At 37.1% G+C, this 11,563-nt stretch carries 18 protein-coding genes; 5 read left to right on the plus strand and 13 right to left on the minus strand.

Translation table 11 applies throughout. The features are described from left to right. Window positions 1-4 precede the first annotated feature (4 nt). Entirely contained in the window at window positions 5-784 is a 780-nt protein-coding gene (locus tag E2K98_RS01460) for a patatin-like phospholipase family protein (protein ID WP_133332538.1), read from the minus strand. A 193-nt stretch (window positions 785-977) separates the two neighbouring features. On the opposite strand from E2K98_RS01460, the gene ylbJ reads away from it, so the two are divergent. After that, complete coding sequence (ylbJ, locus tag E2K98_RS01465; protein WP_133332539.1) at window positions 978-2,198, plus strand: sporulation integral membrane protein YlbJ; 1,221 nt, start codon at window positions 978-980, stop codon at window positions 2,196-2,198. Window positions 2,199-2,218: 20 nt separating this feature from the next. On the opposite strand, the gene coaD is transcribed toward ylbJ, so the two are convergent. Together coaD and rsmD are read right to left on the minus strand one after the other, a co-directional pair. Then, window positions 2,219-2,707 (minus strand): pantetheine-phosphate adenylyltransferase, encoded by a 489-nt coding sequence (gene coaD, locus E2K98_RS01470; RefSeq protein ID WP_133332540.1) that lies wholly within the window; start codon window positions 2,705-2,707, stop codon window positions 2,219-2,221. A gap of 18 nt (window positions 2,708-2,725) precedes the next feature. Further along, complete coding sequence (gene rsmD / locus E2K98_RS01475) at window positions 2,726-3,283, minus strand: 16S rRNA (guanine(966)-N(2))-methyltransferase RsmD (RefSeq protein ID WP_133332767.1); 558 nt, start codon at window positions 3,281-3,283, stop codon at window positions 2,726-2,728. A 359-nt stretch (window positions 3,284-3,642) separates the two neighbouring features. Here rsmD and E2K98_RS01480 point away from each other — a divergent pair, with 359 nt between their 5' ends. Then, entirely contained in the window at window positions 3,643-4,032 is a 390-nt protein-coding gene (locus E2K98_RS01480; protein ID WP_133332541.1) for a DUF7147 family protein, read from the plus strand. Window positions 4,033-4,060: 28 nt separating this feature from the next. Here the strand turns inward: E2K98_RS01480 and E2K98_RS01485 are convergent, their stop codons facing one another. The 5 genes from E2K98_RS01485 to E2K98_RS01505 all read right to left on the minus strand — a co-directional run bounded on the left by E2K98_RS01485 (window position 4,061) and on the right by E2K98_RS01505 (window position 6,332). Continuing rightward, window positions 4,061-4,336 (minus strand): YlbG family protein, encoded by a 276-nt coding sequence (locus tag E2K98_RS01485; RefSeq protein WP_026574767.1) that lies wholly within the window; start codon window positions 4,334-4,336, stop codon window positions 4,061-4,063. Window positions 4,337-4,611: 275 nt separating this feature from the next. After that, complete coding sequence (locus E2K98_RS01490) at window positions 4,612-5,046, minus strand: YlbF family regulator (RefSeq protein ID WP_133332542.1); 435 nt, start codon at window positions 5,044-5,046, stop codon at window positions 4,612-4,614. 59 nt (window positions 5,047-5,105) lie between these two features. Beyond that, a complete protein-coding gene (locus tag E2K98_RS01495; RefSeq protein WP_133332543.1) occupies window positions 5,106-5,555 on the minus strand; it encodes a DUF6130 family protein in 450 nt (149 codons plus the stop codon). A 96-nt stretch (window positions 5,556-5,651) separates the two neighbouring features. Continuing rightward, entirely contained in the window at window positions 5,652-5,891 is a 240-nt protein-coding gene (locus E2K98_RS01500) for a YlbE-like family protein (RefSeq protein ID WP_133332544.1), read from the minus strand. Between the two features lie 18 nt (window positions 5,892-5,909). Further along, a complete protein-coding gene (locus E2K98_RS01505) occupies window positions 5,910-6,332 on the minus strand; it encodes a YlbD family protein (RefSeq protein ID WP_133332545.1) in 423 nt (140 codons plus the stop codon). Between the two features lie 132 nt (window positions 6,333-6,464). Here E2K98_RS01505 and E2K98_RS01510 point away from each other — a divergent pair, with 132 nt between their 5' ends. Further along, window positions 6,465-6,947, plus strand: coding sequence for a PaaI family thioesterase (locus E2K98_RS01510; protein ID WP_133332546.1), 483 nt, complete (start codon window positions 6,465-6,467; stop codon window positions 6,945-6,947). Window positions 6,948-6,966: 19 nt separating this feature from the next. After that, window positions 6,967-7,341: a hypothetical protein gene (locus tag E2K98_RS01515; protein WP_133332547.1), complete on the plus strand. Its 375-nt coding sequence runs from the start codon at window positions 6,967-6,969 to the stop codon at window positions 7,339-7,341. A gap of 10 nt (window positions 7,342-7,351) precedes the next feature. On the opposite strand, the gene E2K98_RS01520 is transcribed toward E2K98_RS01515, so the two are convergent. Then, the gene (locus E2K98_RS01520; RefSeq protein WP_133332548.1) at window positions 7,352-8,422 is read right to left on the minus strand and encodes a CAP domain-containing protein; all 1,071 of its coding nucleotides are present in this window, start codon (window positions 8,420-8,422) and stop codon (window positions 7,352-7,354) included. 153 nt (window positions 8,423-8,575) lie between these two features. Next, window positions 8,576-9,010 (minus strand): CBS domain-containing protein, encoded by a 435-nt coding sequence (locus E2K98_RS01525; protein WP_133332549.1) that lies wholly within the window; start codon window positions 9,008-9,010, stop codon window positions 8,576-8,578. Between the two features lie 191 nt (window positions 9,011-9,201). Between E2K98_RS01525 and E2K98_RS01530 the strand changes: the two genes are divergently transcribed. Further along, a complete protein-coding gene (locus E2K98_RS01530) occupies window positions 9,202-9,561 on the plus strand; it encodes a YugN family protein (RefSeq protein WP_133332550.1) in 360 nt (119 codons plus the stop codon). Between the two features lie 34 nt (window positions 9,562-9,595). On the opposite strand, the gene E2K98_RS01535 is transcribed toward E2K98_RS01530, so the two are convergent. The 3 genes from E2K98_RS01535 to ctaF all read right to left on the minus strand — a co-directional run bounded on the left by E2K98_RS01535 (window position 9,596) and on the right by ctaF (window position 11,563). Beyond that, window positions 9,596-10,057 (minus strand): DUF420 domain-containing protein, encoded by a 462-nt coding sequence (locus tag E2K98_RS01535; RefSeq protein WP_133332551.1) that lies wholly within the window; start codon window positions 10,055-10,057, stop codon window positions 9,596-9,598. A 120-nt stretch (window positions 10,058-10,177) separates the two neighbouring features. Further along, window positions 10,178-11,083, minus strand: coding sequence for a cytochrome c oxidase assembly factor CtaG (ctaG, locus tag E2K98_RS01540; protein ID WP_133332552.1), 906 nt, complete (start codon window positions 11,081-11,083; stop codon window positions 10,178-10,180). A gap of 144 nt (window positions 11,084-11,227) precedes the next feature. After that, window positions 11,228-11,563: a cytochrome c oxidase subunit IVB gene (gene ctaF, locus E2K98_RS01545; protein ID WP_133332553.1), complete on the minus strand. Its 336-nt coding sequence runs from the start codon at window positions 11,561-11,563 to the stop codon at window positions 11,228-11,230.

The raw sequence follows: 11,563 nt of genomic DNA on the forward strand, positions 1-11,563 counted from the left end.
CTTTTTACCCCTTCCACTGCTCAATAGCCTGTTTAATTTGAGGAATATGTTTTTTAATTTCTTCTTCTCCTGCCTTAATAATCTCTTCAATGTTGGTGAATGCGCGTGAACTAAACATTTCAACCGGAGGACGGATCATAATGTCCGCGGCAATCTCCCTTGTATTGATAATCTCAGTCTGCATGATATCAATACTTTGCATAATCACATCATAAATCGAGGTGATTTCAGCGTTTCGTTTCACCATCGAGACATCCACGGCAATGACGATATCTGCACCCATATCTTTTGCAACCGATACAGGTACACGGTCGGAAACACCCCCATCTACTAAAATCCTCCCTTTGTACTTTTCCGGAACAAAAATTCCCGGAATGGAGATACTAGCCCGAACGGCTTCTGCAACAGGACCATTTTGAAACACTACTTTTTCTCCAGTTAAAAGGTCAGTTGCGACAATTCCAATTGGAAGGGATAAATCTTCTATATTTTTTCCGTGCGTAAATACCCTGACAAATTCCTTCACTTTCTTTCCTGCAATAAACCCCATTTTTGGAACAGTAAAGTCTAAAAAATACTTTCGTTTAAAAGCTGTTGAAAGTTTGTATAATCGATTCATTTCTATACCGGCACCGTAAAAGCTCCCCACAAGGGCACCCATACTGCTTCCTGCAATCAGGTGAAATGGGATCCCCTCTTCCACCATTACCTTGATCACACCTAAATGCGCAAACCCGCGTGCTCCGCCAGATCCAAGTGCTAACCCTATTTTAGGCTGTACCATTAAAGTTACCACCTCACTCACCCGCAAAAGTGAAATCTCGTTCAATCTTATGGTCTAATTTCTCGAACTATGAGTATATTTGATTTATATGAGGACGAGTAGTAAAAGGACATTTGCGTGAATATTTCTTATTTTATCATTGATACGGGGGAAATGCATAGTTACTGTTACCCCAAGGAAGGAGGTCCCCTTCGTGTTTCGTTCAAAAGTTAAAACGATTGTCTTATCCATATTCATTACCATACTAGCTGCTTCACTTATCAGCTTTCCGAAGGAATCCTTGGAAGCTTCAGTCCGTGGTCTCAAGATGTGGTGGGAAATTGTCTTCCCTTCCTTGCTGCCCTTTTTTATCGTTTCCGAAGTGCTAATCGGCTTTGGAGTCGTTAAATTTATTGGAGTCCTATTGGAACCCCTTATGCGGCCTGTTTTTCGCGTACCCGGTGTGGGAGGTTTTGTATGGGCGATGGGAATGGCCTCCGGGTTTCCTGCAGGAGCCAAATTTACTGCCCGCCTGCGCCAGGAAGGTCAGTTGACTCAAATTGAAGCAGAACGTCTTGTTTCATTCACGAACTCTTCGAATCCATTATTTATTTTTGGTGCAGTTGCTGTTGGTTTTTTCAATAATGCCAAATTGGGCATCATACTGGCCTTGGCCCATTATCTAGGGAATATCTGTGTTGGTATCATAATGCGTTTTTACGGTAAAGACAAGGGACGCCATCAGGATGAACCAAAGCGTAAATTCATCATCCGATCAGCTTTTTCCACCCTGCATCGTACAAGGTTAAAGGATAATCGCCCCATCGGAAAAATGCTTGGCGATGCCGTTAACTCTTCCATTCAAACCTTGTTAATGATTGGTGGATTTATTATCCTATTTTCAGTCATAAACACACTGCTGTATCATTTACATATTACCGCGATTTTAGCTAAAGCTGTTGAAATGCTTCTTTCCGTGTTTTCCTTTACGGAAAACTTAAGCATTCCTCTTATTTCTGGAATATTTGAACTTACACTAGGAAGCAAGCTGACAAGCCAAGTACAGGATGCACCTCTTTTGCAACAGACCATGATGGTAAGTTTTATCCTGGCATTTAGCGGCTTCAGTGTTCAGGCACAGGTTGCAAGTATTCTAGCCCAGGCAAATATTCGCTTTCAGCCATTTTTCATAGCGCGGATTATCCATGGTATACTCGCAAGTATTTTTGCCTATCTCTTATGGAAGCCAGTTTACCTCCGTTTTTACCAAACCGACCATCCAACCAGTGCCGTACCTGTTGGATTTTTTGAAAAAGGTTCTTGGGTGCATAGCTTTTACGAACGAATGATCGAGGCTGGACCGATAATTACGATATTTTCACTTGCACTTTATACGGTCATCTTATTTTTTAGATTACAAAGAAACCGGACATAATTACTTATGCCCGGCTTTTTTTATTCATGTTTGTAAAATTTTGCATGCAACGCTTTTTCAACATATGGAGGCACCAGTTCTGATATTTTTCCATTGTACTTGGCTACCTCTTTTACAATACTAGAACTTAAAAAGGAATATTGGTTGTTCGTCATAATAAAGAATGTTTCAATTTCTTCATTTAGAACCCTGTTCATTGAAGTAATTTGCATCTCATATTCAAAATCGGAAACAGCCCGCAAGCCGCGAATGATGGCATTCGCCTTAACGCTTTTCGCATATTCAACAAGTAAACCTGCAAATTCATCGACAATTACATTAGGTATATGTTTTGTTACCTCCTTAATCAAGTGAATGCGTTCTTCCGCTGTAAAAAGAGGATTTTTAGAAGAATTATTTAACACTACAACATATATCTGGTCGAAAACTTTGGCCCCTCGCTTAATAATATCTAAATGGCCATATGTAACTGGATCAAAACTCCCTGGACAAACGGCTATGCTAGCCAAAATGACTCCCCCTTATCACTACTCACAGATTGACGAATAAATCGTAACCGTAATAATCCCATATTTTTCATGTTTTATTTGTGTTAAGGCCCCTACCGATAGCGGAAGCTCTACATCGTGGCTGTGTTCACAAACAACAATCCCGTCTTCATTCAAAAGGTTCTCTTCTACAATTGTTTGCATTAAGTTAATAAGCTGCTGCTTTTTATACGGTGGATCCAAAAAAATATAATCGAAACGGATTTCTCTTTTTATAAGTGCCTTTAATGCACGCTCAGCATCATTTCGATATACCTCGATCTTTTCATCAAAGCTGCACGATTTAATATTTTCGCGAATCACTTGAATGGCTTTGGCGTCACGATCAATAAAAATCACTTTATCCAAGCCTCGGCTTAGAGCTTCGATTCCCAAACCGCCGCTCCCTGCAAATAAATCGAGTCCGATTCCACCGTTAAAATAAGGCCCAATCATATTAAATAAGGCTTCTTTCACCTTATCTGTTGTTGGCCTTGTTGTATTTCCCGGTACTGCTTTAAGGGGTCTACCTTTACAAATACCTGAAACCACTCTCAGAACTATCACCACATTTATTTAAAAAATCATTTTTCTTCCCCTATCCTACCATAATTGAATAAACTAGCCAAATATCAAATCATTTCAACATCATAATAGAAAAAAATAAAAAAGCGTGTATAAGCTTTTTCGTTGTGGGGATAATGTTATTAACAACATCAATTCGAGGATGTTGTTGCCAACCGCGGAGAAGACTTACGTTTCCCCATAAGTTCTTCCTCCGGTTTCTCCTCTCCCTTTGCCTTCTATCCTTGGTTAAGGATATAGAAGGACCCTGCAGATTTATTTCTGCGGGGTTTTTTATTTTTACACAAAATGATAAAGTATTGTTGAGTCTAAAAAAAAGGGGAGTCAGACTATTGATCCAGCGTTTTATTGAATTAGGTGAGGGTTTTTCTGATATATATGAGTTAATAGAGCTTGCCAAAGCAAATCAGCATCGTCTGCTGCACATGATGGCATTACATACAACCATCGACGATAAGCAGGTAACCTCCTTAGTCGTTGTTTTGAAGCCAACAGATCCTGGAAAATTTCAAGCCTTATATATCTGCCGAGAAGGAATTCCAAATCCAAATTATTTGGCGAATCAACGTTATGGTTTGTTTGCCCAAACAGCAGAAATCCTTAACAAAACAATTCATGAACTCTCTGTAAAACCATCCACGATATTCCATGAAAAAGAACTTTATTATCAGTATTTAATCGGGATTTTACGATTAAATCATTATTTATTACCTTTACATTAAAAAAGTGGGGGCAGCTGCCCTCACCTTTTTAAATTCCCATTTTATAGTCGTATTCCTTTGCCTTGTCCGGCGCCGAATTTTCAAATTCCTTGTTCAAAAAAGGTTTATAGGAGGGTTCGACCTTCTTTACAAAGGAAAAAGAGCTTAATTTTTCCATAATTCCCTCTAAATCCTCTTGATTACAATACAAAACCACATATTTTAGTTTTTTTGAAACATAATGGACATTCCCAAATCGCCGTAACATTTTGGCTTGTTTTAATGAGTACAGCCAAATAACTAAACCTTGTCTTTGAACAAACATACTTTTTTCCCCTTCAACAAACCTTCATTTTAATTAGTCTAGCATATCAAATCAGTATTTTTCAATTCAAACTTTTCTGTAATTAGAAAAGCGGAAGCACCTTGGTCAGCCCCGACAAGTGCTGGAGGTCCTGGCGGTGAAGTCGTTCTTTGACTTCATCGACAGGACCGAAGCAACCTCGAGGGGCTAGGCGCTGGAGCTAGACAATTCTCAAAGTCGAATTTTTTTTTTTATCTCTATAAAAAAATCGGCTTCCTTAGCCGATTCTAATCCCATTAACCACAGCTGCCGCTGCTGCAGCCACCACTGCAGCTATGTCCTGTATCAAAAAATGGATTCCCTGTAGGCACTTTAATATGCTCTGAGACAGATCCACCGATTAAGACACTGATATCGTCCAAAAGTGCCTGCAAATCATTTTCTGCCAGTTTGAAATCTGCTACAAGCGGATCCAAATCCATTTCCCGCTTATATTCACGGACTTCTGTCATGATTTTTTTATAATCAGGGTGATATTTACCAAAGCGCTGCACTTCTTCATATAGGTCTTTTACGCGGATAAACCGTTTAATTTTCCTTTGTGATTCCCGATTATGCCGCAATTTATATAAGGAAATTTGATATTGTTCAACAACATCAGATTCTAAAATCATTTTAGCCAATTCTTCTGCATTTTCTACTAATTCAACTCGCTCAGATGTAGCAAGCATGTCGCCCACCTCCACTCATATTTTAACACGAACGATAGGAGAAAGCGAAATTTTCCTTTTTACTTAGGTATATTTACCATGAATTCTTTCGTTAATCCATATGGCCGATTATTTAAATCAATCACTTCAAGCCTTACTTTATGATTTCCAGGTGTTAGTCCTTTAACGATAAACGCCGCTGTAGAAACCTCTTGAAATTTCCTATCATCGACCCACACAACCATCTTCCCAAGTTTTTCTTTTGAACTGTCAGATTCTCGAAAACTAATCCCGGATAAAATACACTCCACCATCACATTCGTCCCTCTTGTTTTGTATTGAACAAATAAGGAAGGCTTTTCCTCTGAATTTTGGTTTAATTCAGAGTTAGAATCAAATTTATATGTACTAGCTTGTACAAATGGTATTATTTTTGACTTTGATTCCGGCTTGGGCAGATCGTTTTGACATCCTGTCATAATGGAAAGTACAAAAATGGAAAGGGTCAGCATCCAAAAATTCCTTTTCAATCCCATCACTCCTTTCCTGTATTGTTCGCTTCCTTTTTGTTTTTTAATCTAAATAAAACAAGCAAAAGACCACATAATTTTTTTATGTGGTCTTGATTACCCTTGATTTTTCATCGATTGAAACATATTCAACATCATTGAAGCCATTTGTACACTGTTAGAGAATTTTTCCACTTGATGTGGGATTGTTTTCTTATAATAGTGCAATGACGCGATTTCTAATGATTGTATATCATAAGGGTTTCTGCTAAGTTTTCGGTACCAGAGCGGCTGCTCCCGAATAAATTGCTTGAACTCTTTTTGTCCACCTAAATACTCTAGGACATCTTTACGCATATTTTAAAATCCTTTCTTTTAATCTTTTCGAAATGTAAAAGGATTTATTGGCCCTTCTGGCGGTTTTCCGGGCGGTTTTGCCCCGTTACTCCCTTGAAATTGTGATAAAACACCTTGAATCGCTCCAATTGCTTGACTTAAATTGTTAATATGGTTTTGAATTTGATTTGGATCCATTTTGTTAACCATTCCCATTATATTCGATATTAAGTCCCCCTTTTTTTCTGTATTTGTTTCCTGTTCCTCTGGTTTTTCAGACAAGTCATTATTTTCATTTCCAATTTTTTCCCATCGCGCATCCTCTTCTCCCAGCAGATACCAATCCTCGTACAATTCCTGCCAGGTGGTTTTACCCTTCCGTACCTCTTGGATCATCTTAGGATTATTCTTTACAAATTCCTTAAACTTCGCCACAGATGGATGTAGTTTTTTTTGAGCCATTTTTTTCACCTCTGCCGACATCATGCCTATATTACGATATGTCAGAAAATAAAATGTGTGAAAGACTTAATGATGCTTAAATTATTTATAAGTGGTAAGATGTTCTTGAAATGAAATGAAAGAGGTAAAAAGATGAAGGACAAATTATTCACATTATTAGAAGCATGTTTAGAAAATGGTACTGAAAATGATATAACTGCCATTGCCCAATTTTTAGAGGTTTTGCAAAGAAAAATTAACGTAGGTAAACGATCTTTTATCGATCAGTTTTTTCATATGGATAGTAAGCTTGACGAAAACTGCTGTGAAATAACGATTCCATTAAACCCGATTCTAAACAATTCGTTTGATATTGTCCATGGTGGAGTAACAGCAACGCTCCTTGACACGGCAATGGGAACACTTGCAAATTACCTTCTTCCAGAAGGATATGGTGCTGTTACCAATCAGTTGAATATCCATTACATTGCCCCTGGAATTGGGGCAAGTCTCCGCTGTAACGCCGAGATTATCCACCAAGGCAACAAAACATTGGTCGTCACCGGTGAAGTCCATCGGGATGATGGTAAAAAAATTGCCTATGCAACCGGAACATTTTTTGTCATAAAGAAATAATATTTAGGGGGTCAAACATATGGTCACCGCCATTGTAATCCCTGTTATCCTTCTTTACTTTTATTTGATTACAAAAAAAGAAATGAAGGTACAAGATACTAAATGGCTTTCGCTAGAAAATATCCCTCAAGAGGCCGTTGCAGTTGGAGAAATTAAGAGTATTTATGAGGAAAAACAGCGCTATTATTATCATCGCTACATTTTTGTCCAGGAAATAAAGCTACAAACAAAATCGCAGCAAGTCACTGTAAAAAAAATTACTCCTCTTACCAAAACAACAAAGATTGAAACCTTTAAAGTGGGTGAATTTCTAAAAGTATACGGTTGTTGGGAAAGCAGCCAATTAGTCTTTAGTCATTTTGAAAGAATAAAAAAAAACAGCGGCCTTCAATAGACCGCTGTTTTTATTGTTTCCACTTTTGAATAAAGTTCTGTGTATAATACTTTTGGAATACTCCTACACCAAGATGGGAAAAATCTTTATTTAACATGGAATCACGATGTCCTTTGCTGTTTAGCCAGCCTTCAACTGATGCTGGTCCATCAATATAATTAGCAGCAATATTCTCCCCCGCAGCTTGATAAACAACCTTAGCTGACTTTAACCGATCGGAAAGGGTGCCAAATTTCTTTGATGTATGGGAAAAATCATTATTTTTAGCCATATCCTTACTATGGCCATATGCAGCCTTCGCGGTTTTTTCATCCCACAATAGCGGCTTTAAATCATGTCTTACTCTTAAAACATTTGTAATGTCAAAAATTTGCTTTTCTTCTCCTACTTCAATCTCTCTCCACATTTCAATACTTGGTTCATCGGCCTCTATTAATTTCCCACTATAAACAAGCTCATAAGGACGCTGTTTAATGAGGGTATCAGCATCAAGGAACCGAACACTTGAAAGATTTCCTGTAAATTTATCAATATAGAGTTGTACATACACATTTCCTAATCGGACGACAGGCCGTATATTTAAATCTGTATCATTCAATTCAAACCGATAAGAGTTCCCATCCTGATCAATTTCAATATTGGCATCAATATATTGAGTATTAAAGATTTCCTCCACTGGCTGGCCAATTTCAAACGGTGCAACATCTAAATTCTTACCAATTGCATAGACTGTTACGATTCGGTTATTTTCAACCCCAACTTGCACATAGCGGGAATAATCTAAGTTATAAATGTACCATTGATAACCATAGGCTGATTCGTCAATTCGCTGCGGCTTTCCAAGTTCTTTTTCCAAAGCCGATAGTTTTTTCCCAATTAGTAGGGATAGCCCTTCTTTTGGCCTTTCCCGAGAGATTTTACTTTGCTTTATATCTGGATTTTTCGGCAATGTCGGACTCATTTCTGAAGTGTGATGGTCTTTTATTAAGACCTCATCACTGCTATCGTCTTTTACACTTATATAAAAACCAATGGATAAGAAAAGAGCCAAGACAACAAGAATTCTTATAAGTGTTCGCAGAGGCCAACACCCTCTCTAATACTTTTCTATGTAATATAGATAAATTAATTATATCATCTATATCTTTTTAAGTGATATGTATACATCATCTTAACAGAATAGTAACATTAAGAACAAGAAAACAGGTACCAACGGCACCTGTTTTCTTGTTCTTTAATGCTGAATTCCATTATAATTTGATTCGGAAATCTCCGTAAGGGCTTGTTTTGCCTGATCGTCTGTTAAATCCCTGATTGCGAAGTCCCCAAGTGATACTATTCCTACTAGCTTATCGCCTTCTACAACAGGAAGGCGACGAATTTGATGTTCCGCCATTAATTTAGCTGCTTCCCTGCTGGAAGCATCAGGTGAAACCGTAATTAAATCGTTACTCATTATATCTTCCACTTTCGATGAAGCAGGATGTTTTTCTGCAACACATCGTAAAACGATATCACGGTCAGTAATCATTCCGACAAGCTTATCATTATCCACGATGGGAATGGCCCCAACATTTAAATCCTTCATTTTAACTGCCACTTCAAATACATTATCAAGTAAAGAACAGCTTTCAACCTTGTCGGTCATAATTTCACGAATTTTTTCCATAACAAATACCCCCTATAATAATAAAATTCTTAACAATAATATAGAATTCCCCCAAGAGATTAAATTATTCTGTAAATGAATTCATTGCAAGTTGATACAAATTCAACTATTATTAAATTGAATTAAATCTGCTATAATACCGAATAATGTAACATAGGGGTAATGGCACGTTTTTAGGAGGGAATTCAAAAGTGAAATTCGAAAATACTGGAATTGAAAAATTTAAAGCTGATTTAAACCGCTTGGATGAGGTCATGGATGAACATGGCTTAGTACGTGAAGGCCAATGGGATTATGAACGTGTTACATATGATCGTAAATTTGAATTAAAAGAGGGCATTTTCTACTTGCGTGTGTTTGGTTATGCCACCCAGGGGGACGTGGGCTCGCACAAAGCTACTATTCAATTGATGACACCATTACTAGGGAAATACTACTATCCACACGGAGTAGAATATGGTGAAGGTGAAAACTTCCCAAGCGGCCTTGTAAACCAATGTAAAAAAACTTTAGAAGAAATTAAAGGTAAAATTGAAAAGTTTGCTGAATAAAAAAAGACGCATGATTTGCTCATGCGTCTTTTCTTTAAAATCCGAGAATTGCTTTGATTAAAGAGGTAGTTTCTCCACCCTTGTAAAATACATATAATAATAGGTAGACCGCTACACCGGTGATGGCCGTAAAAAACCAGACAATACATGTGATAGGTCCAAGTTTGCGGTGAACTTTAAGTTTATTTTTATAGCCAGTTATTATGGAAATAAGGCCTAATACTGCTCCCGTAGTGGCAAGCGTAATATGAAAGATTAAAAACACTGTATAGAAAATCTTAATATTATCAGGACCGCCAAAGGATGTATTTCCGATAAACACTGTTCTTGACTCATAAATAATAAAGAAAATAAGAGCAAATATGGCCGCAAGTGTCATTGTTTTTTTATGGGCATCAATTCGTTTTTGTTTTATTTGCCGCCAGCCAATTGCCATTGTAATGGCACTTAGAATGATAAAGGACGTACTAATCGTAGGTAAAATAGGTAAGGACATTTAAGCTTCCTCGCTTTTTAATTATTCTAATGCAATTTTAAAGTACTTCACATTCTTTTTCAAACATAAAGCTAAATTGGTTTAATTCGGAAAAAAATCTCCCATTGGGACAGGGAGATTTTATTCAACAAGGGTTGGCTTTAAAGTTTTATTTAGTTCTGCCTCAGATTCAGCTTGATCTTTGCGGTACCATTCAAAAAATACATGCCCTAATACAAAAGCAAAAATGATTTCCTGAAGAACCTTCATAATAACTCCACCTAACTGTTGGTCATCCACTAATGACATGGAACTAAATAGTTGTGGTCCACTAAGATTTAAACCCTCGAAGGTCGAAGATCCGACACATAAACTCATTACCCTCCCCCATACATTTGGGTCAGAATAAGTCGCGTAAAATGAATGATCTGCAAAGATAATTAATGCACATGAGGGTGTCAATAATATTCCGTTTATAAAAAGGTACCCTACTTTTTTTAATCCGGTTATACCTTTTAGTTCCGGAAGCGGGCATATTAATGACCACCACAAACAAACCGCGGAAGAAAATAACAATATCGAATAACCAGCATGGAAAAATCCATTTTGCATTACATTATCAAAAATAACTGGAATATGATACAAAGAAAATAATCCATTAAAAAGTAAAAGTGCCAAAATTGGCTTTGTTACTAGATTAAAAATAGGTTTTACTATTTTAAGACTTAACACTTTTCTCCAAAGCCATGGCGGGATCCCTAATACAAACAATGGTGCAACAAGAAACACTAACAAAATCATTGTGGTGGCATGGATATAAAACATCAAATGACCCATTAAATCAAGTGGCGAACCTTTAATGGTATATAAAAGGCTAATACATAATACAAAGTACACTGCTTGCTTTCTAGTTAATGGCTCGCTGTCATTAAACTTGCTCCTGAATTTAATCGTAATTAAAAAATAACCAACCAATAATGCAATTAAAATTGATAAAAAGTACGGGCTCCATAGTGCTTTGAATCCAAAAATATCTAATGTAAGCACCGAAAATCACCTCAATATATTTTTAAAAAGCCATCCATTAGTATACCCTTTTGTTCACCTTAAAGCCAAGAATGACAATATTTATATCATTATATCATGATAAAAAGAAAATCGGCCTTTCAGCCGATTTTCTTTTTATTTTGCTTACCACCAAATGATGGTAGTAAATGTTAATATTGTGATTGCTCCTACTAGTACCCCTGAATACAAGAATAATGATGGAGCTTCATGCCCTTTATGGCTCATGTGCATGAAATAATAGAGCTGAAAAATGACTTGAACCACAGCCAAAAGAATAATAAATGGTACTGTGAACCATGCAGTAAACCCTTTGACTGCAACTGCTGCAAAAGCAATCAAAGTCAAGAAAATCATTAAAGCGAAAGAAATAACTTGATATCTCATTTCTTCAGCGCTTTTTTTCCGACGATATTCAATGTCAACTCTTGGGTTACCTGAATTTACCTGTGGATTTGCCAT

The sequence above is a fragment of the Bacillus salipaludis genome (genome assembly GCF_004358205.1).